Origin of the sequence: Paenibacillus sp. FSL P2-0173 (assembly GCF_038008045.1) — a bacterium.
Lineage (GTDB): Bacteria > Bacillota > Bacilli > Paenibacillales > Paenibacillaceae > Paenibacillus > Paenibacillus polymyxa_B.
In genome coordinates this window covers 452399-473848 of the sequence record NZ_JBBOYK010000002.1, presented here as the reverse complement: position 1 = coordinate 473848, position 21450 = coordinate 452399, and the positions used below count along the sequence as shown (strand labels likewise).

Here is a 21450-nt window from a genome sequence, read left to right as displayed (position 1 = left end):
GGAAGAAGCAGGGATGCCACAGATAAAGGCTGTTCAAACCCCGATTGGAGCATTGTATGGACGAGATGCGATCTATTTGGACCATGTGCATATGAATTATTCGAAGAAGGAGCTAGTTTTGAAGGGAGAGATTAATGGGGGGCTGGCAGCGGAAGCAACAGATGGTTTTGTGCCCTACGAACTGATATTCACAGAAGTCTACTACTTCAACATGATTGAACTGGACGTTGCTTTGCACCTGTCTGATCGGGAATATACGCAGGGCAGCAGCTTTGATGAGCTTACAGATACGCCGTTATTGGCTACAATAGCAAGTGCACGGGGGAAAAATCTAAAGCACCTTATGCTGAAAACCTATGACGATATAGTAGAAATTGCCTGTGGAGACTATAAGATGACTATATAAACGGTTGATTTTTAGAAGAGGAGCAGGATCAATGGATACCCAAATTGAACTATTAAACGTGACTGTATGCTGAATATGTTATTCATACTGTCGGTCCTGTGTGGAATGGTGGCGACCATCGGGAAGAGGAGCTATTGGCGAAATGCTACCATAATGCACTCCAATTAGCTTTAGAACTGAATGCACGAAGCATTGCCTTTCCGAATATCAGCTGAATGAGAGAATACATGCGTGGAAATTAGGGGGGGATCATGAATGCATGAGGAGCAAAACCAGGAACATTGGCCGGTGTGGGCTACGGAGCCTGTAAAAATAGTGAATGCTGATCCTGCCTGGTCAGAGCAGGGCTTAAAGGTCATTCACCAGTTGCGGGAGTTATTACTGCCGTTTAAGGTGACGGAAATCGAACATATAGGAAGCACGGCAATTCCCAATCTTTCCGCTAAGCCCATTATTGATATTATGGCAAAATTAGAATCTTGGGATCAACTGGAACAGGTCGTATCTGCTTTACAACCAGCAGGCTGGAACTATGTTCCACCTGAATTGGACGGTCGGGAATGGAGAAGATTTTTGGTTAAAGTGGAACAGGATCAAAGAAAGGGACATCTGCATCTCATGCTGAAATCTGGTGAGCATTGGGATCAGCAGCTATTGTTTCGGAATCGACTTCGTGAACAGCCTGAGCTGATTCAGCAATATGATGTATTAAAAAGACGGCTGGCGATGGAAAATCAGCATGATCGTGAAGCATACACGGAGGCCAAGACTGATTTTGTGCAAAACGTTCTGAATACCGGACATCCTAAAGATTAGGACGACCGGACTCCTGGATACTTTCCGACCAAGCGCCGAAATCTCCGACATTTGTTATTGCCGTGTAGGGGAATGGCCGGAAGGCTTGCCAGCACACCAGAAAAAGCTTATTCAGAAGCTGCTAAAGTAACTTTCATCCAGTACTCATGTTCATTTCATGATAGGAAAAATCGTATTTATAGACGTTTCAAGAATACGCTGATGCGTTCCAAAGCCATTTCCAACTGTTCTCGTGATGATGCATACGAGCAGCGGATAAAGCCCTCGCCGCCTGGGCCAAATGCGGAACCGGGTACAGTAATGACTCCTTCTTCTTCCAGCAACCGCTTGGCAAACTGCTCTGAGCTTAACCCTGTGTGCATAATGGAGGGAAAAGCATAGAAGGCACCGTTTGGTTCGTGACATGGCAGTCCTGTCTGACATAGGCCTTCAACGAACCATTTTCTACGCAGATTGTAGGATTCCATCATACGATCTTTTTCCTCCAGCCCGTTACGCAGGGATTCAATTGCGGCAATTTGCCCGATAATAGGAGCGCACATGGCGGTATATTGATGAATCTTCAGCATAGCTGAAATCAACTCTCTTGGGCCGCACACGTAGCCGACCCTCCAGCCTGTCATCGCAAATGCTTTGGAAAAGCCGCTGATGAGCAGGGTGCGCTCTTTCATTCCCGGCAGAGCAGCGAAGCTTACATGCTTCTGTCCATAGGTCAGTTCAGCATAAATTTCGTCTGATATGACGACAAGATTATGCTCCTCAACCAGGCGGGCAATCGGTAGCCAATCCTCATAGGTCATCACCCCACCCGTCGGATTATTCGGATAACAGAGAATAAGCACTTTGGATCGTGGAGTCAGCTTGGCTTGGAGTGCCTCAGCTGTCAGCTTGAACTGCTGATCCGCAGAGGTTTCAACCGTTACGGTATGTCCTCCGTTCAGAAACGTGATGGGTGAATACGAAATATAACATGGAGCCGGAATGAGTATTTCATCGTGTGCGGTGATCAGGGCGCGTAGTGCCAAATCCAGTGCTTCACTGCTGCCAATGGTAACCATGATTTCATCTGTCGGGTTGTAGGATGTGCTGAAGCTGCTCTCCAGATATCCGGCAATCTCCTCACGAAGCTCGGGAAGACCAGCATTCGGTGTGTATGATGTTTTACCATTTTCCAGTGCTGTGATACAGGCCTTTCTGACATGTTGAGGGGTTACAAAGTCAGGTTCACCGACACCAAGCGATACAATATCTTTTCTGCCTGTACTATATTCGAAAAACTTACGGATGCCTGAAGGTGGCATTTCCCGTACAGCTGGAGTCAAAAAATCGGTTATTGATACTGCTGTCGATACATTTGTCATGATGATTTCCTCCTTTTTAAAAAACAAAAAAACCCGCCCCTGTAAAAGGGACGAGTTTATACCCGTGTTACCACCCTAGTTTCATTCCATAGGAAATGACACTCTGTTCACGTATCCATCAATACGTGTTCCGGTTAACGCTGGAAAGGCGGCAGAGCTTACTTCAGGTTCAGCCCGCTTCTCAGAGATGGCGTTCGGCTACCCTCGGAATGTTGGCTTTCACCTGCCCCAACTCTCTGCAAATCCGCTGTATAGCTTACTCGTTCTCGTCATTGAAATTTGTTACCGTATCAAGTTAGGTGTAATTATAAGCACAACATTTCAGGATGGCAAGTCTTTTTTTTATAAACTTTAAAGACACATCATCATCATTGACGACTGGAAAATAACGTATATAGTGGTATCAAGGGGATTGTGCCCCAGATTTCAATGTGTTATATGACTATATTGCCAGAGAGGAATGGTATCCATATGAACGTATTTGAACGCTTTAGCAGTGAAGTTTTGCCGGCGGATTGGAGCTGGATCAATGAGCCGGCTGAGTGGAGATTCGATGATTCCAAGTCTTTGCAAATTTCTGCACCTTCACAGGCAGATTTCTTTAGGGATCCGTCTGGCGCAGCGACTAAATCGTCCGCACCCTTTTTGCATACAACGCTTCAAGGTGATTTTACAATATGGACGAGGGTCCGTGTTGATATGAAGCAGCCTTATGATTCAGGATGCTTGATGATGATGGCGGATGATACCCACTGGGCTAAGCTGTGTTTTGAATATTTTGAAAGCACTCCATCTATTCTTAGTGTGGTCACTCGGGATACATCCGATGATTGTATCTCTGGGGTGATGGACGTGTCCAATCCGTATTTACGAGTGGCACGAGCTGGAAATTGCTTTGCATTCCATTATTCATCAGACGGTCAGCATTGGAAGCTGGCGAGATATTTTGGTATGAATGTTCCTAACCAGCTAAAAGTTGGAGTTGTTGCTCAATCCCCGGTGGGGGAGGGCTGTGCTGTTACCTTTGATGCCTTGACGATAACAAACCATGTATCCGAGGACATACGAAACGTGGAGTAAATAGACAAAGGCTTTCTCTCTAAGTATGAAAGCGCTATAAAATAGGGCTTGAAAAGACGTATATACGCATACTCAGGCAGGAGGTAGATGGAAACTTGCTGTTAAGAAGGAAGGGCTACAAGCTGCTCAGTTTGTTGGGAGTGCTGCTTGTAGCTACGTTGGGCTGTTTCGGACTCATTATGTATTTAGAGTCCACAAGCGGAACAAGGATGTATCAATTTCTGTACTGGGATATATTCCTGGCCTGGGTTCCGGTCTTTATCACTCTGGGAATGATGGCTTTATTCAGACTGCAAAGTACAAAAGTGAGAAGTATTCTTTTATTTTTCTCTTCAATTGTATGGTTGTTTTTTCTGCCGAATGCTCTTTATTTGGTGACTGAGTTACTTCATGCGTTTCGTTTTTACGATGTGAATCCTGATACACGTTTTTGGTTGAACACACAATTTTGGTTTATCTTATTTACGTCTTTTTCAGCAGCAGGGCTGGGCCTTTTTCTTACATCCCTTTGTGTATTGGTGATCCACCATATGCTGAGGAGGATTTGTTCAGGTGGACTCGCATGGGCTGTAGTTTTTGTGTTGTTGTGGCTGGCCAGCATAGGCGTATATATTGGCAGATTTGCTCGCTGGAATAGCTGGGATGTATTATTGCAGCCACTGGTGCTCCTTGCGGATATTTGGAGATGGGGAGTACATGCAGGACCAAGGCTTCATTTGCTGTCCTTTTGCTGGCTGGTGTTTGGGATAGCAGTCATTTTTTATTTATTGATCTATATCTCTTTAAGTGAGAATCAGGATGTTTAGGCCGAGGACATGTATTCAATGAATACAGGCTTCGGCCTATTTTTTTACATGTAGAGTGTCAGGAGTTGGTGCTGTCCTCCCCGTGCACATCGTAAAGCACGCGTACAAGCAGATCCTGACTGAAATTCCCGAATCTTTTGCCAAAAATAGTGAGCCCACCTTTGTTTTCCGATTGATCGGTTACGGATAAACGGAGTGTAATGTCGCTTTTATAGTTAAGGTTAATATCGTCTATTGTGACTTCGGATATGCGGCACCCGTCAATGAAGCTGCCATGCTGATTGATGCGAATTAATTTGAGCATACCATATTGATTCAAATGCGGTGGCCACCAATCTGGATTCAGAACCCCCGGCACTTCTCCAAAATCTCCGGCGCTGGTCCAGTGCCCAATAGGGATACCGTTAATATGAAAACAAATGTCAGAGGGATATTCCTCACAATAGCAGGGTGCTTCTGAGCCCAGTTCTGCGGAGAATTGAATTTCCTTAAAGGATTGATTCGCTTTCAGATAGTTGGGGATGCGGTATTCCAAAAAACCTTCGGCCATCCAGATCATTTCCGACTCCAGCCGCCCGGGATCTGCAAAATAGCGTGGATCATCAAAATCGCCGATTATGCTGTCTCGGGTCACCAATCCACAAGTGGGGGACGCTTGGTAGTTACTATAATGACCTACGCGAATCTCAACCTCATACACATTTTTTTGTTCTCTGCTGCGCAAATCTACCATCAGCTTATCCTTGTTCAAATAACACATTTTTCGGGTACCGTGCTTGCCGCTCACGGTATTGATCTCCACAAGGCCGCATTCTTCCAACTTTCGAATATGCATTGTAATGGTACCGTTGCTCAAATTAAGTTTGTTGGCAATGTCATTCATACTTTGGCCCTGATAAGCAAGTAGCTCGAGAATTTGAATGCGGATTTCTGACCCCAGTGCTTTAAAAATATCTAACCCTGACATTAAGTCCTTAATATAAATCATATCTATAGACCATCCTTATCTATAAAAATTGTGATGTAAGCGCTTATATTTTTTACTTTGATTTATGTTAAAATAAAATCAAAAAGAAGTAAACTGCTTTTTTGTAAATTTTTTTTACTAAATAAAGAGGGGAGTGAATTAGACTCCAAATTAGAGATTATTTCATAAATGAATCGTATTTAAGTTTTATTTCTAGTTTTTTAGACAAAAATTAACTTAAATACGATTTAATTTTGCTTTTCATATTACTCTAATCTATGTTTTATAATTATTTAAAAAGATTGAAAAATACATTGACGAACTGAGGAAGGGCATGCTATATTTTGTTTGTAAACGAATTCATTATTGATAAAGTAAAATGTTAATTATATGGTACATGAGAGGGATGATAATCACAGCGTCAATCAACAACGGGTTGTGTACCGCACAGTTAAAGATTAGGCCGAGTGGTATGAAGTTATTTTAACACCAAATGTATGCGGTTTCATTTAAATTTAGGAGGGGTCGCGTTGATAAAGAAAAAAGGTTTTGCAATAGCAATGGTTGTTCTGTTGTTAATGATGGCTGCATTGACTGGTTGTGGCGGGGGAAGTTCCAGTAGTGATGGAAGCAAGGAACTGACATTCATGTTCCGTGGTGGAACAGATGAGCAAAAGGCTTATAAGGAAGTAATTAAGAAATTTGAAGCGGAACATCCTGGCGTAAAGGTTAAAATGGTCGTGACAGCAGCGGACCAATATGCTACAAAGCTTAGAGCTGCGATCACAGGAAATAATCTTCCAGATGTTTTTTATTTTAACCCTGGAGATGTGAAAGCTTATGTAAACAGTGGTGTACTGAAGAACCTCACCCCTTACATTGAGAAGAATAAGGATATAAACCTAGATAACATTTGGAAATACGGTGTGGATTTATATCGCTATGACGGTAAAATGGCCGGTCAAGGAGATATTTACGGTATGCCGAAGGACTTGGGTCCATTCGCACTTGGCTACAACAAAACGATGTTCGAAAAAGCGGGCGTGCCTTTGCCTGATAAAGACAAACCGTATACATGGGATGAGTTCATCAAGGTCAACCAAGAGTTAACCAAAGATACGAATGGTGACGGCAAGCCAGATCAGTACGGTACAGGCTTTAACGTTCAGTGGGCATTACAAGCCTTTGTATGGAGCAATGGGGCGGATTGGCTGGATGAGAGCAAAACCAAAGTAACGGTTGATGATCCGAAATTTGCGGAAGCGCTTCAGTACTTTGCTGACATGCAAAACAAATATAAAATCACACCTGGTATTGAACAATCGCAAACATTGGACACATACCAACGTTGGATGAAGGGCGAAATGGCATTCTTCCCGGTAGGTCCTTGGGATATGAGTACATTTGAAAAACTGCCATTCGAATATGATTTGCTGCCGTTCCCAGCCGGATCGACTGGAAAATCGGCAACATGGATTGGTTCCCTGGGTATCGGTGTTTCCTCTAAAACAAAATATCCAGATGAAGCTGTAGAACTGGTTAATTACCTGACCACTTCCAAAGAAGGAATGAAGCAGCTGGTAGATGCCAAGGTACAAATTCCGAATCTGCTGGACATGGCTGATGAATGGTCCAAAGATACGAAAACCAAGCCTAACAATAAACAGGAATTTATTGATATCGTAAATGACTATGGACGCTCATTACCAGGCAACTATACGTATAATGCAGAATGGTATGATATTTTCTTCACAGATATTCAGCCTGTACTGGACGGCAAAATTACGGCGGCAGATTATCTGAAGCAAGAACAACCGAAAATGCAGAAACTGCTGGATAAAGCGGTGGAGCAAGAGAAAAAATCACAGAAATAATGCGTAAATAGAGGAAAAAAGGATGATGTTAGTGGCTAAATATCATGCTGCTAACATCATCTTCATTCCAAATTAGAAACAGAGGTGAGCCCTGTGATAACCAAATCTAATCTCTACCGCAAAGAGAAGATATATGGATACTTATTTATTCTTCCACCTATTCTCGGTCTGCTAATCTTTACGTTATTCCCGTTTGTCTATTCGTTATACGGCTCTTTTACAGACTGGGACGGATTGGGACAAATGAATTTTATTGGTTTCGACAATTTTAAAGATTTATTTAGCGATGAGCTCTTTTATAAATCGATGTACAATACTCTTTTCTTAATGCTGGGTATTCCAATCGGTCTTGTACTAGCTTTACTGCTGGCACTAGGTTTGAATCGCAAGATTCCAGGTACGACAACATTTCGTGTGATTTACTATATCCCGGTTATTTCTTCGTTGGCTGCCGTTTCTATTATGTGGAACTGGGCATACAACGGAGACTATGGTTTGGTGAACCAATTCCTCGAAATATTCGGTATTAAGGGTCCTAACTGGCTGATGGATAAGGATACGGTCAAACCGGCCTTGATTCTCATGACCGTCTGGAAGGGTCTCGGATATACGATGCTGCTATATTTGGCAGCCCTGCAAAGCGTGTCTCGCTCTTATTATGAAGCAGCAGAGCTAGATGGAGCGAGCGGATTCCAGATGTTCCGCAATATTACATGGCCAATGGTGAAACCAGTAACCTTCTTCCTGGTCGTAACTAATATCATTGGTGGTTCGCAAATCTTTACTGAAATGAACATTATGACACCTACAGGGGGTCCGGAATACTCGTCCGCCTCAATCGTCTTTTATATTTGGGATAAGGCATTTAAAAACCTGCAAATGGGATATGCCTCCGCGATGGCTATGATTCTCGGCATCTTCATTTTTATCGTAACTTTGATTCAATTCAAAATGAATGAAAAATCGTCCTTTGATGGGGATTGATTTTCGCGGAAAGGAGTGAGTCTGATTATGTCCCATAGTCAAAAAACGAAAGTTACCAATACCATTATCTTTATTGTACTAGCGATTGGAGCGATTGTGATGATCGCGCCGCTGCTTTGGATGCTGTCCACTTCGGTGAAAGAAAAGCAGGATGTCTTTGCTCTTCCACCAGTATGGATACCAGAGGTATTCCAGTTTGGTAAGTATAAGGAAATTTGGGAAGCAGGACCTTTGTTAAGCGGGATCAAGAACAGTGTGATTGTGGCTGTAAGTGTTACCGTTATAGGTACCTTTACATCCAGTGTAGCCGCTTTTGCATTTGCAAAGCTGAGATTCCCTCATAAAAATAAACTGTTTCTGGCACTCATCGCATCTATGATGATTCCATACCCAACGGTTATGATTCCACAGTTTATGATGTTTTCCAAACTTGGCTGGGTCGATACACTTTTGCCTCTGATTGTTCCAGGTTTGTTCGGAAATGTAGTTATGATCTTTTTCCTGCGGCAGTACTTGCTTAGTGTACCAGATGCCATTATCGAAGCTGCTAAAATTGACGGAAGTTCTTATTTCCGACTCTATTCGTCGATTACGTTCCCGCTCATTAAGCCAGCAGTTGCAGCACAGCTTATTTTATGGTTCATGGGGATTTGGAACGATTATTTGGCACCGATTATTTACTTGAACTCACCAGAAACGCAGACACTGCAGCTGGTTATCGCGAATTTTAATGCGACTTACGCCATTCAGACGGACTATCCGCTTATCATGGCAGCATCAATTATAGCCTTGTTACCTGTACTGATTATATTCTTGATCTTCCAGAAACAAATTATTGAATCGGTTGCCATTTCGGGTGTCAAAGGCTAATTGACACTTGGAGGGTATGGATGAATGATGTAAGGCAGTCACAATATGTAATGGGTAAAGGAAGGAGGAGAATAACAGTTATGGTTATGCTGTTCATGCTGGGTCTATCCGGCTGTGGGGATAACACTCCGGACCCTGTGTATCCGCAGGCTCCGCCTCCCGATCACTTGTATGATCAAAGTACGATTAACGATGAACAGCGCTGGACCATTAACAATGCACATGACCCGGCGATTATCAAAACAGATCAAGGCTATTATGTCTACTCAACGGATGTAAAGACAGGTGGAGAATTGAGACCTGGTGTTATGGTACGCAAATCGACTGATCTGATTCACTGGAACTGGGTTCAGTATGCACTCCCCGGCATTCCAAAGGAAGCGGAGGCGTGGTCATCAGCAACCAATCTGTGGGCACCGGACATCATCAAGATGGGTGATACCTATCGGATGTATTACTCCGCTTCTACCTTTGGCAGCACACGGTCTGCGATCGGATTGCAGACATCTAGCTCCCCGGAAGGCCCTTGGAAGGATGAGGGGCTGGTCGTTAAAACGGGAGAGCATGACAAGCTGAATGCGATTGATGCCAATCCGGTGCTGGATGCAGAGGGAAATCCATGGATGGTATACGGCTCTTTTTTCGGCGGTATTTACATTACGCCGCTTGATCCCCTGACTGGAAAGCTTAAAGAGTCCGGCTATGGCAAAAATATCGCTGCCAGAGATCGGGCAACTGAGGACGGTGCTGTAGAAGGGCCTTACATTGTGTACAATCCAATGTTCCGTAAATACTACTTGTTCGTCTCGTATGATTCTTTGTTCGAGGACTACAATGTTCGCGTTGCTCGCTCAGATTCTATCACAGGGCCTTATGTGGACATGAATGGACATGACATGGCAGATACCAGCTATTTGCCTCAATACGAGATTGGAAACAAGGTATTGGGCGGTTATCGGTTCAGCGAAGGAGAAGGCTGGGTTGCGCCAGGTCACAATTCTGTCCTGAAGGACGGTGCGGATTATTATATTGTACATCATGCGCGGGGAGAAACGGACAAGAGCTGGCCGTACCTGCATGTACGCAAAATATTATGGACGGCAGAGGGCTGGCCGGTCGTCTCTCCGGAGCGCTATGCGGGGGAAAAGGAGCAGGATATACCCAAAAGGCTATTATCCGGCAACTGGGAGCGCATCGTGATAAGGCAGGAAGTAGATGGTCAGGTGGAAGCTGAACCGCTCCGTCTTGAAGATGGAGGGCGGGCAACCAGTGGTTCTCTTGAAGGTCACTGGAGCTTTGATGGTAAGCGTACTCTAACAATGGATTGGAGCAATACATCCGAAGGAACAAAGGAAGAACTGTTATTGCTTCCTTCATGGGACTGGGAGCTCGGTCGCCATACTCTAATTTTCACAGGTATGAATGAAAAGGGAATTTCCATCTGGGGAAAACGTATCAGCGATTAATTGTATGAACTACATACTACACATAGAGGAGAGAAAAACCATGAATCAATCTGTACCCTTTAATAATCCGGTCATTGAGCAACGGGCAGACCCTTGGATTTACAAGCATAGTGACGGATACTATTATTTCACCGGATCTGTGCCAGAGTATGACCGCATTGAGGTTCGACGAGCAAGTACTATTCAAGGCTTGAGTACAGCAGAGCCTGTCGCAGTGTGGCACAAATATGAAACGGGCCCGTTAAGTGCGAACATTTGGGCACCAGAAATTCATTATATTAACGACAAATGGTACATTTATTTTGCAGCAGCTCGTACAACGGAGACGAAGGAAGGCCTGTTCGACCACCGGATGTTCGTGCTGGAAAATGATTCAGCTAATCCTCAGGAAGGGGAATGGGTGGAAAAAGGACAGATCAAAACCCGTTGGGAGACGTTCGCCCTTGATGCGACAACCTTCCAGCATAATGGAGTTCTGTATTATGTGTGGGCTCAGAAGGACCCGGACATCGTCGGTAATTCCAATCTGTATATTTCTGAAATGAGCAATCCGTGGACGCTGCGCGGTGAGCAGGTCATGATCTCCACTCCTGAATATGATTGGGAAATCATCGGTTTTAAGGTGAATGAAGGAGCAGCGGTTCTGAAACGGAACGGGCGGATCTTTATCAGTTATTCAGCTAGCGCCACAGACCACAATTATTGCATGGGCCTGTTGACAGCAGATGAGAATGCGGATTTACTTGATCCGAAATCATGGACGAAATCACCTGAGCCGGTATTCTGCACCAATGAGGAAACAGGACAATTCGGGCCAGGTCATAACAGTTTTACGGTTGCTGCTGACGGTAGCGATGTAATCGTATATCACGCCCGGAACTACAAGGAAATTACAGGTGATCCGCTGTATGATCCGAATCGTCATACACGTGTTCAGCCGTTCAACTGGAAGGAAGATGGAACACCTGATTTTGGTATTCCAGCACCAGATGGCGTTTCTGTTGATAAATAAGCGAAATCTATTATAGATGGTTGACGTGTTGCACAGCGGTACTGTAACTTTCTAGAAATCATAGGGAATTATGATTCGACTGCGTATAACAAGAGTAATAAGATATCTTCTGAGCCTTCAGGCTGGAGGATATCTTTTTGCTTTTGGGACGGCAAGGAGGACTCTTTTCAAAAACTTCGATTTCTGCTATATTTAAATCGTAATATTTACGAATTGATCAAGGGGTGGAAATCTCGTGAACGAGCGGATTGATCCGTTTACCGTTAAAAAGGTTGAATACCTGCTGAATGGCTATATTGCGCTAAAGGTGCCAGGCTACGTGCGTTCTGACGTGCGGCTCATTTATCAAATAGAGGATAACTGTTTGATCTTGACGGAGGAAAGGCCTTCTAATGAAACTGAGTCGTGGGATCGCACGGACATTGTCCAATTTCGCTGGGAGGAAAATCATTGGCATGTATATGCCCGGCAAGAGGCTGAAAGCTGGCAGCGCGTAAAAGAGATTGCACCTAATCCGTGCTTTGAAGAACAGCTCGAACAGGTAGAAATAGATCCAGCAGGTATTTTTTGGACAGGTTAACGAAGTGCAGAATGATAAGTTCGGAAGATGGAGGTAGTGGGAGTCGTCCCGTTAAACTATATATGGAAGTAAACAGGCTGACCGTAACTCCTTATATGGAAGTTACGGTCATTTGTTTTGTCTGGGGTGGCACTGTCTAGTTTACGTTTCCATGTCTTGTCATGGGGCTTGTTACGGGTACTGTAAATCAGGGTATGTGAAACACAGAGCGTGATAACGAGTGGGGAGCGGTGTGTAGTGAATGAGCAGCAACGTAATGACAGACAAAGGCGTATAGATGAGCAGTATCGACCGGAACCTGAGATAAGACAAGTAGAGCGGGAGTGTGAAGCATTGTATCCAAAAGGCAGATCCCGAATTGCACTGACAGGCGCCAGTGGTTATATCGGGCATAATCTGCTGCAGAGGCTGACTGAGCATGCAGATGTCATTGCCTTATCCCGCAGTGGAGATCAGCGTAAAAATACAGAGCACGTGGAATGGCGCTCGTGTGATTTTTTTTCCATGGAGGATGCAAATCAAGGATTACATGGAGCGGATTATGCCGTATATCTCATTCATTCCATGTTGCCCTCAGCGAAGCTGACACAAGGAACATTTGAGGATATGGATGTGATTTTGGCAGAGCATTTTGCCCGGGCAGCGCGTAATAACGGGGTGAAGCAGATTGTATACTTGAGCGGTATCCTTCCCGAGCATACAAGTGAGGATGAACTATCCCGACATTTACGCAGCCGTCTGGAGGTTGAGCGTGTATTGAAGTCTTTTGGAGTACCTGTAACCACAATTCGTGCAGGCTTGATCGTCGGCCCACAGGGTTCATCGTTTCCAATTTTGGTCAAGCTCGTTCGCAGATTACCAGTCATGATTCTACCTCGTTGGACCCGAACCAAGACCCACCCGATTGCATTGGAGGATATTTTGAATGCGCTGGATCGGAGCATCGGCAACCGTACTCTTGATGAACAAATTATAGACGTAGGCGGGCCGGAGGTTATGACATATAGAGAAATGATGCAAAGAACAGCGGAAATAATGGATAAAAAGCGTCGCTTTTTTAATGTGCCGTTGCTGACGATCAAACTGTCCCGCCTTTGGGTTACCCTAGTGACTGGAGCCCCCAAAGAGATGGCTTATCCGCTGATTGAAAGCTTGGCTCATCCGATGGTGGCGCAACGGAAACATAAGGTTCAAGGCATCAGCGATGGGAAGATTTCCTTTGACAAAGCAGCTCGAACCTCACTCGAGCAGGAAGAAGAATATCGGCATAAGAAGAATTCCCATAGCAAGTCCAAAAAGCCGTTAAAGTCAGCAATTCGATCATTAAAATCTGATGTACGCTCGGTGCAACGGATCAAACTCCCGCCTGGTAAGGATGCAACATGGGCCGGGGAACGCTATTTGGCCTGGCTTCCGGTCTTTGCAAAACCTTGGGTGCGTGTCGAGACAGGAGGCCCGGATACCTATCAGTTGTATCTCTTGGGTAGTCGAAAGCCGTTGTTAGAAATGATTTATGACCGTGCGCAGAGCACCTCTGAGTTTGCACTCTATCGAATCACAGGAGGTACTTTTGCCACTGTAAAGGAAGACCATCGCGGCAGGCTTGAGTTCCTGCAAATTCCCGGTACAAATATTTGTGTCGTAGCCATTCATGATTATGTGCCATCGCTGCCTTGGTTTATTTATAAATATACACAGGCCAAAGTACATTTGGGGGTTATGTATGCGTTTGGCAAGTATGTCAAGCGGTTGATTGATACAAATGTTTAATATTTTCCACGAGATGGAAGCTACAAATGTATGGTAAAGTGTAATATATACAAGGTTTTATCCAAATGTCCTATCCAAAGTCTCCTGTGCATACCGAATCCGAATCACACGAGGTGAGAAAAATGCTGCAATCGTTAAAAGCCATTGCTAATTACAGGAAAGAAAATGATCTGGCCTGGGATACACCGACTTGGTTAAAGCTGCTTGTTTCGGCTGAGGAGCGTATTGTAAATTTGGAACGCATTCGATCTATAGGTGAGTTAAAGGATGCCAATCCTGTACTGGATTACGTGGAGCGTACGTTGCTTATTTTGGACGGACTTCCATTGTCATTCTGGGTTAAAGAGCTGCTGGAGGATGTATTGGTGTGGTCTGAGACAGCCAAAGGAGGTACAGTCCGCGAACGGCTACGCTGGCAGCATGAGGGCATTAATTTATTTGTACATAACATCGGCTCCTCCCAACTGTATGTCAGACAGGCCCAAGCGGAGTCCCCTGCGTACCCACGCAATAGCATGACCCGAATTCTGATTGAGACGCATGGATTGATCGGGCAATATATACGGGGAGAAATTCCTTTTGCGGAAAATCGACTGCTGCTTGAAATTACTCGTAAGGGCTGGCTGAGCTCTGAGGAACTGGAGCTTGTTTTACGGGCCCTGAACGAGTGTATTATCGCCGGGGTAGAACCTGCATTATGGGACCAAGTACGCAGTGAAGTAGAGCAGCTGATCGGCTGGATTGCATGGGATAACGCTCCTGTAGTCTGGAGTGTAAAGGAGCGACTGGAGAGATTACGGTCGGTTTCGATTCATGAAGGAGAGCCGTTCGAGCAGGCTTACACAGAACTAGAGCAGGAGTTGAATGTAGAGAAGGCGCTGGCTCCGTTGGAGAATCGGACACTTTGGTATGTAGAATCAGCTTTGCAGGATTTTTCACTTCAAGAACTGGTAAAGGTATTCTTACTCACATTAAGGGATGGGACGGGGCAGGAACAGCCTGCGACCGTTCGCCATATCAGTTTCGAATCGCTTATGAATACGATGTATTATGACTATCGTGGTGTCAAGAAAATTAACGTATATAAAAAACGAATGATAGAAAAATATTTAAGTGCACTGTCCTGGCAGGACATCTCAAAAGGGAAACGGAAGCATAATCCTCATTTGAGTGTGATCGTGGAGCATAAAGAGGAGCTGCCGAGTACTGTATTTTTTAATTTTGTATTTTCATCTGCGGCTGAGAAACTAATCGATTTTTGTATTGAAGCAGAAAAAACGCCTCTGTATGACAAAGCAGTACTGCTGCTGTTCGATCTGTTCGGATTACGGCGTGATGCTTATGATCGCTTTCACAATGAGGAAACGTATCTTACAGATATGAACCAGACCGTAGATTACAAAAGGGTCATTTTGGATTACGTGACGGGAACCCGCATACTGGATATTGGACCCGGCGGGGGCGTGCTGCTGGATCTGATCGAACAGGAAAGACCAGATGCGAAGCCATTAGGTCTTGATATTTCTGTGAATGTCATTGAGGCACTTAAACGTAAAAAGCAATTGGAGCGCCATCGTTGGGATGTCATCAAAGGAGATGCGCTTCGGTTGGAGGAATATGTGGAAACGGGGAGCATGGACACGGTCATCTTCTCTTCGATTCTTCACGAGCTCTATTCCTACATCGAACGAGATGGAATTCGGTTCAATCCACAAACGGTGGAGGCTGCTTTGCAGAGTGCCTATCGTGTGCTTGCACCCGGCGGGCGTATCATCATTCGTGACGGTATTATGACCGAACCAGTAGAGCAGCGCAGACGAATTCGATTCTTGGAGCCGGACGGAATGGAATGGCTGATGCGGTATGCGCAAGATTTTGCAGGCCGCCACATTGAAATAGAGCGTGTGGGTGAGCATGAGGCTGTTTTGCCAGTGAACGATGCGATGGAATTTCTATATACCTATACATGGGGGGCGGAAGCCTATGTACATGAAGTGCAGGAGCAGTTTGGTTATTTTACCCCGTCACAGTATGAAGAGTGTATCCGTAACACACTTGGATCACAAGCGATTATCCGGGTGAGCCGCCACTATTTACAGGAGGGCTATGCCGAGGCGCTGTCCAGCCGTGTTGAGTTCATGGATGAGCAGGGCCAGCGGGTTCCTTTGCCAGACAGTACCTGTCTGATCGTGATTGAGAAGCCGAATAATAGGGCTGGAATTGCTGAATGATTTTTAATTTGAACAAGAGAATGCCTTCTGATTTGTGCCAAGCACGATTGGAAGGCATTTTTTAGAAAGCTAGTGGAGGTGTGTTCATGTATGTCCTCGCAGGTGGAAATATCCGGGTATGACCCGCAGTGGGCTGAAGAGTATATGCGAGAGCAAAGGAAAATTGTAGAGGCTCTCAAAGATGTATGTGTCGGCATAGAGCATATCGGTAGTACGTCCGTTCCTAATCTGGGAGCCAAGCCTATTATTGATATTATGGTTGGAGTAGAAGAGTTGGCAAGTCTTCAATCCGAACATCGAGAGCGTCTACAAGGGTTTCAATATGAATATGTACATAAGCCTGATTTTCCAGAGAGAGCTTTCTTTCGCCGTGGAGAATGGGGAGCTGGGACTCATCACTTGCATATTTACAAGTATAAAGGTGAGCATTGGGAAAACCATCTATTGTTCAGAGATTACTTAAAAGCGCATCCTGATAGCCTGCGAGCGTATGATACTTTAAAAAAAGATTTGGCGTACCAATTCAAATATGACCGTGCAGCGTATACCGAAGCCAAAGGACCATTCATTCGGAAGGTGATTGAGCGGGCGAAGCTTGAAAGATATAGGCAGGGACAGATGAATTCTTAGTACGCATGGACAAGGTGGAGGAATGATGAAGAATATGATGCTTGATGCACAGGTAACGCCGAATGGTTTAAAAGACAGAATGATGCTGCTGTCAGCGCTGGACATTATATTGTCCCCAGAAGATTGGTTACGCACGTATCGTATGCAATCTGAATGGTCTGGTGATGTATGCCTGGGTGAGGTGAACAACGGCGCTGGAGATACGATTCATATGCTATGGACGCGTGGAGGTGTGCTGTTGAAGGGTTTTGACCACGAATCTCCTGTAAGTCCTCATGCGAGAGACGAATATGAGGTCTGGCCGGGCATGTACGACGGTGTGCCTGATGATATGATGGAGCTTTTGGAAGACGAAGCCCTGAAGAAGGAGGACGTTACCTTTTGTATGTGGAGGGAAGCGGAAGATAAGGAGTGGCGTATGGGCAATGCGAACATTCCCGAGGCGTATGACGATGGCTCATCCTTTTTGCTGGGGAAAATTATAGTTACACCGGAGGAATATCAGGATTGGGCTGAAAGTTACTATGAGTTGCCGATTTCTCTAGGAGTGGTAAGCCAGATTTTCAACGGCGTTTCGATCACTGCACAGATGATCTCTGCGCTTCATCCACAGCGTAACGTTACGGAAGCGATAAAGGAGCTAAAGCAGCTTGGCGTTCAAGTGCATGAAAGCTAAGAATACAGATTTGTTTTTCTTGACAAGTTTTGTATATAATACAGGAGAAATGGCTGGGTAATCACCTCGAGTTAAAGGAGCTGTGTTGAAGATGTCCAAACGTTTGATTCCTTACATCACGATGGATGGAAATGCAAAAGAAGCAATCGAATTTTATGAAGAGGCATTGGATGCTCAACTGCTTTTTATTCAAACCTTTGGGGAAATGCCGGAAAACCCCGATTTTCCCATTCCCGCAGAGGTCAAGGAACGTGTGGGACATGCTACCCTTAAAGTGGGTGAGACAGAGCTCATGTTTTCTGATACCTTTCCCGGATCACCGTTTAGCAGCGGGAATCAGGTGAGTATCTGTATTACAACCGATAGTGTGGAGCAAGCTCAAAAAATGTTTGATGCTCTACAGCAAGGAGGACAGGTGGGAATGCCTTTGCAGGAAACCCATTTTAGTCCCGCTTATGGGAATGTAACAGACAAGTTTGGTGTCACCTTTCAAATGTTCACAGAGGCTCGGTCTTAAGAAATGGAAAACGGCTCGATTCCGCTACTTTAGCGATCTGGCCGTTTTTTTTACGTATAGTTCAATTCCTAGAATAAATAATGATTTTAATATTGTTGAAATAGAAACAAAAATATATTATATTATGTTGTTAATGCACCAACGGGTGGGAGGACAGGCCATGAACAAAGAAGAACAGGTCATAATGGGCTTCAGGGACTTATATAACAAGATGGTTTGGCTTAATAAGGATAAGATGGAAGACAGTCTTAAGGGTTATAAGTCTTCTGAAGTACATTGCATCGAATACATTGAAAGAAATGTAGATTCCAACGTGACAAAACTTGCGGAGTCCCTTTATATGACTAGCGGTGCCATAAGTAAAATAACTAAGAAGCTCATAAAAAGAGGCATTATCGAAAGCTACCAGAAGCCGGATAACAAGAAAGAAATCTATTTTAGGCTTACGGAGCAAGGGAAAGTAATCTATAAAATCCATGAGGAACTGCACAAAGAGTTTCAAGAGCGGGATAAAGCTGTATTTGAGCAGGTAACTGAGGAGCAATTTGACAGTATGATTAGCTTCCTGGAAAAGTATAGTAGGCATTTGGATGCAGAAATAAAGAAACAGGGTGTAGATATTAAGTCGGAATAAATTTGAATAATGAAAATTAAACCACAGGCAGCTGGGTTCTATTGAGAACGGGCTGCATTTTTTTTGCTACTGTTTTGTTGCCGAGGAAGCAAAACTGTGATACGATATTTTTGCTTCCGAGGAAGCAAAATAACAATTTTTAAGGGGAGAATTTAAGTGTTCAAATTTAGATCACACCATGAACAGAACACAGAACAAATTGTAGATAAACACGCTTTAATATTCGGCCTTATCTCTGTATTTCTTTGCGGAATAGGCTTCAGTATCATAGCACCTGTCGTTCCATTCTTAGTACAGCCTTATATAAGCAATCCGGGACAACAAGCTATCGTTGTCACGCTGCTGACCTCTGTTTATGCCTTCTGCGTGTTTTTTGCGGCCCCCGTACTTGGAGCTCTGAGTGACAAATATGGCCGTCGTCCATTGCTCTTAGTATGCCTTTTGGGTTCCGCAATCGGGTACTTGGTTTTTGGCATAGGAGGAGCTCTATGGGTACTATTTGCGGGACGCATAATAGAGGGGATAACAGGTGGGAGCATAAGCACGATCTTCGCATATTTTGCAGACATCATTCCTCCAGAACAGAGAACCAAATACTTTGGATGGGTGAGTGCGGTTGTAGGTGTAGGCACTGTCATTGGCCCAACTGTAGGCGGATTACTTGCCAAGTTTGGTTATTCTGTACCTATGTATTTTGGAGCAATCATAACTTTATTGAATGTTGTTTATGGATTCTTTTTTATGCCAGAGAGCCTTGCCAAGAATAATAGACTGAAAGAGATTACCTTTGTAAGACTGAATCCATTTACACAGCTTGCAAACATACTTTCCATGAAAAACTTAAAAAGGCTACTTGTCTCGGCGTTCTTACTTTGGATACCCAACGGATCTTTACAGGCCGTTTTTTCACAATTTACAATGGATACCTTCGGTTGGAAGCCTGCACTAATCGGACTTATGTTTTCAATTATGGGCTTCCAAGACATCATTTCACAAGGTTTCATCATGCCAAAGCTTTTGATAAAACTTAGTGATAAACAGATAGCAATTCTTGGAATGGTTTCGGAGATTATAGGCTACAGTCTTATTGCGCTATCTACTTTGTTCTCATTCTATCCTCTTTTTATCGCTGGAATGTTTATATTTGGTTTTGGTGATTCGATCTTTGGGCCTTCATTCAATGGGATGCTCTCCAAGTCTGTCGATTCTAGTGAACAAGGAAGGATTCAAGGAGGTAGTCAATCTATTCAGGCTTTAGCAAGAATGATTGGGCCTATCATTGGAGGTCAAATCTATGTGTCACTTGGTAATGCCGCACCCGCTTTTATGGGTATGATCCTTATAGCAGCGGCAATACCAGTTTTATATAAGCGAACGCAAGTAAATGAGGATTTTGCAAAAATCCCATAAGCGACTTCCAATGAACAAGATATAGATCGAAATGGTTTAGTTCGTCTATATCTTGCACTTCGGAGCGACTGGAATCGAATTTTGCAAAATCCTGAAATATGTAAACTATCTACTTTGTTTACAGTCTGAGCCATCCGCATGCGGATGGCTCTTCATAGTATCACCTTGCTAAATTAATTTCACGTATTTGTACTTATACGCCAAAATTAAAATCATCATCTGTCAGCGGCTCTACATTCATCGCCCGCACATAGCCGTTTCCTTTTTTAGAAAAGAAATCATGCTGCTTAGTGTGGGTGCTGATACCGTTGAATACAATGGGATTAACTTCTTCTTCTTCAAACAGTGGATCAAAGCCCAAGTTCATCATGGCCTTGTTGGCGTTGTAGCGCAAAAAGACTTTCACATCGTCTACGAGTCCAATAGGAGTGTAAATTTGCTCGGTGTATTGTTCCTCGTTATTGTGCAAGTAGCGGAGCAAGCCTACCAGCGTCTGGTAAAGATCACGTTGTTCTTCCTCGGCCAATTCTGCATAAATCTCCTGTGCCAGTACACCTACGTACACACCGTGAATACTTTCATCCCGCAGGATCAAATCGATAATTTCTCCACTGCATGTCAGCTTGCCCTGGCCCGCCAAATAAAGAGGGTAGAAGAAGCCGCTATAAAATAAATAGCTTTCTAACAGCACCGACGCTGCCATAGCGAGATACAGGTCTTTGGGTGTGTGGATATTCATATAATACTGACGAATGGTTTCTGCCTTGGTTTGGAGATGTGGATTTTCTTCCACCCAGCGGAACACACCGTCAATTTCTTCCGTGGAAGCTAGCGTTGTAAAGATGCTACTGTACGACTTGGCATGAATTTGTTCCATCATCGCCATAAAGCTTAGTACGGCTTTGCGTTGCAGTCCGTCCACATGCTCCATAATTTGCGGCATACCCACGCCGCCTTGAATGGTATCCAGTAGCGTCAATCCGCCCAGCACCTTCATGTAGGCTTCTTTTTCGATATCACTGAGGGTTACCCAGGACATTTTATCGTCAGACAACGGGATTTCATCATCCGTCCAAAATTGCATAATGTTCTGGTTCCAGAACATCAGTGTGAAATCATCGTCCGAGCGATTCCAGTTTACAGCTTGTATACCTGTCATTGTTAGCATTCTCCCTTCAGCTTGCGAGATTCCCTGGAAACACATATTGAAATAGTGCAGGCGAATCATCGTATGCTTGACATACGGAAGCTGTATCCGCGAGGGTCTTGTCCAGTCCCGTAAAGGTCTGAACCACACGCTGGATACAGCTTCTAATGCAAAGCATCCATATCTATTCAAAATCTAATTTTTATACTACAG

20 protein-coding genes, 1 pseudogene and 1 other annotated feature are annotated in these 21450 nt (G+C 44.2%); of the genes and pseudogenes, 18 read left to right on the top strand and 3 right to left on the bottom strand.

Translation table 11 applies throughout. The features are described from left to right. The first annotated feature begins 13 nt into the window (after positions 1 to 13). The 3 genes and pseudogenes from MKX30_RS12365 (at position 14) to MKX30_RS12355 (ending at position 1222) form a co-directional block, all read left to right on the top strand. Positions 14 to 406 carry a hypothetical protein gene (locus MKX30_RS12365; protein ID WP_023988064.1) on the top strand — a complete coding sequence of 131 codons (393 nt, stop codon included), beginning with the start codon at positions 14 to 16 and terminating at the stop codon, positions 404 to 406. 62 nt (positions 407 to 468) lie between these two features. Then, positions 469 to 618 (top strand): annotated as a pseudogene (locus MKX30_RS12360) (macro domain-containing protein); the annotation flags it as partial. A gap of 43 nt (positions 619 to 661) precedes the next feature. Then, positions 662 to 1222 (top strand): GrpB family protein, encoded by a 561-nt coding sequence (locus MKX30_RS12355; RefSeq protein WP_341062862.1) that lies wholly within the window; start codon positions 662 to 664, stop codon positions 1220 to 1222. Positions 1223 to 1398: 176 nt separating this feature from the next. Here the strand turns inward: MKX30_RS12355 and MKX30_RS12350 are convergent, their stop codons facing one another. Next, entirely contained in the window at positions 1399 to 2583 is a 1185-nt protein-coding gene (locus MKX30_RS12350) for an aminotransferase class I/II-fold pyridoxal phosphate-dependent enzyme (protein WP_023988066.1), read from the bottom strand. A gap of 43 nt (positions 2584 to 2626) precedes the next feature. Next, positions 2627 to 2865 (bottom strand) — a binding site (T-box leader). Between the two features lie 189 nt (positions 2866 to 3054). Here MKX30_RS12350 and MKX30_RS12345 point away from each other — a divergent pair. Further along, the gene (locus MKX30_RS12345; protein WP_341062861.1) at positions 3055 to 3663 is read left to right on the top strand and encodes a DUF1349 domain-containing protein; all 609 of its coding nucleotides are present in this window, start codon (positions 3055 to 3057) and stop codon (positions 3661 to 3663) included. Positions 3664 to 3758: 95 nt separating this feature from the next. Next, positions 3759 to 4469, top strand: a complete 711-nt coding sequence (locus tag MKX30_RS12340; RefSeq protein WP_341062860.1) for a DUF1361 domain-containing protein — start codon at positions 3759 to 3761, stop codon at positions 4467 to 4469. A 58-nt stretch (positions 4470 to 4527) separates the two neighbouring features. Here the strand turns inward: MKX30_RS12340 and MKX30_RS12335 are convergent, their stop codons facing one another. After that, positions 4528 to 5457 (bottom strand): ArsR/SmtB family transcription factor, encoded by a 930-nt coding sequence (locus tag MKX30_RS12335; RefSeq protein WP_028542797.1) that lies wholly within the window; start codon positions 5455 to 5457, stop codon positions 4528 to 4530. A 509-nt stretch (positions 5458 to 5966) separates the two neighbouring features. Here MKX30_RS12335 and MKX30_RS12330 point away from each other — a divergent pair. The 13 genes from MKX30_RS12330 (at position 5967) to MKX30_RS12270 (ending at position 20090) form a co-directional block, all read left to right on the top strand. Further along, positions 5967 to 7310 carry an ABC transporter substrate-binding protein gene (locus MKX30_RS12330; RefSeq protein WP_023988070.1) on the top strand — a complete coding sequence of 448 codons (1344 nt, stop codon included), beginning with the start codon at positions 5967 to 5969 and terminating at the stop codon, positions 7308 to 7310. Positions 7311 to 7403: 93 nt separating this feature from the next. Continuing rightward, positions 7404 to 8294 carry a carbohydrate ABC transporter permease gene (locus MKX30_RS12325; RefSeq protein ID WP_023988071.1) on the top strand — a complete coding sequence of 297 codons (891 nt, stop codon included), beginning with the start codon at positions 7404 to 7406 and terminating at the stop codon, positions 8292 to 8294. 27 nt (positions 8295 to 8321) lie between these two features. Next, positions 8322 to 9164: a carbohydrate ABC transporter permease gene (locus MKX30_RS12320; protein WP_023988072.1), complete on the top strand. Its 843-nt coding sequence runs from the start codon at positions 8322 to 8324 to the stop codon at positions 9162 to 9164. An 80-nt stretch (positions 9165 to 9244) separates the two neighbouring features. Further along, the gene (locus MKX30_RS12315; protein ID WP_341063005.1) at positions 9245 to 10630 is read left to right on the top strand and encodes an arabinan endo-1,5-alpha-L-arabinosidase; all 1386 of its coding nucleotides are present in this window, start codon (positions 9245 to 9247) and stop codon (positions 10628 to 10630) included. A gap of 40 nt (positions 10631 to 10670) precedes the next feature. Continuing rightward, entirely contained in the window at positions 10671 to 11642 is a 972-nt protein-coding gene (locus tag MKX30_RS12310) for a glycoside hydrolase family 43 protein (protein WP_341062858.1), read from the top strand. A 235-nt stretch (positions 11643 to 11877) separates the two neighbouring features. Beyond that, a complete protein-coding gene (locus MKX30_RS12305; protein WP_233903857.1) occupies positions 11878 to 12222 on the top strand; it encodes a DUF3024 domain-containing protein in 345 nt (114 codons plus the stop codon). A gap of 237 nt (positions 12223 to 12459) precedes the next feature. After that, entirely contained in the window at positions 12460 to 13992 is a 1533-nt protein-coding gene (locus MKX30_RS12300) for an NAD(P)H-binding protein (RefSeq protein WP_305954065.1), read from the top strand. A gap of 122 nt (positions 13993 to 14114) precedes the next feature. Further along, positions 14115 to 16223, top strand: a complete 2109-nt coding sequence (locus tag MKX30_RS12295) for a class I SAM-dependent methyltransferase (protein WP_069080861.1) — start codon at positions 14115 to 14117, stop codon at positions 16221 to 16223. Positions 16224 to 16313: 90 nt separating this feature from the next. After that, positions 16314 to 16853: a GrpB family protein gene (locus tag MKX30_RS12290; RefSeq protein ID WP_053325183.1), complete on the top strand. Its 540-nt coding sequence runs from the start codon at positions 16314 to 16316 to the stop codon at positions 16851 to 16853. Positions 16854 to 16875: 22 nt separating this feature from the next. After that, positions 16876 to 17529 (top strand): hypothetical protein, encoded by a 654-nt coding sequence (locus MKX30_RS12285; RefSeq protein ID WP_341062857.1) that lies wholly within the window; start codon positions 16876 to 16878, stop codon positions 17527 to 17529. Between the two features lie 91 nt (positions 17530 to 17620). Then, positions 17621 to 18046: a VOC family protein gene (locus tag MKX30_RS12280; RefSeq protein WP_053325184.1), complete on the top strand. Its 426-nt coding sequence runs from the start codon at positions 17621 to 17623 to the stop codon at positions 18044 to 18046. A gap of 160 nt (positions 18047 to 18206) precedes the next feature. After that, entirely contained in the window at positions 18207 to 18680 is a 474-nt protein-coding gene (locus MKX30_RS12275) for a MarR family transcriptional regulator (protein WP_023988081.1), read from the top strand. A 156-nt stretch (positions 18681 to 18836) separates the two neighbouring features. Then, positions 18837 to 20090 carry an MFS transporter gene (locus MKX30_RS12270; protein ID WP_341062856.1) on the top strand — a complete coding sequence of 418 codons (1254 nt, stop codon included), beginning with the start codon at positions 18837 to 18839 and terminating at the stop codon, positions 20088 to 20090. 193 nt (positions 20091 to 20283) lie between these two features. On the opposite strand, the gene nrdF is transcribed toward MKX30_RS12270, so the two are convergent. After that, positions 20284 to 21249, bottom strand: a complete 966-nt coding sequence (nrdF, locus tag MKX30_RS12265) for a class 1b ribonucleoside-diphosphate reductase subunit beta (protein WP_025723500.1) — start codon at positions 21247 to 21249, stop codon at positions 20284 to 20286. Positions 21250 to 21450 lie beyond the last annotated feature (201 nt).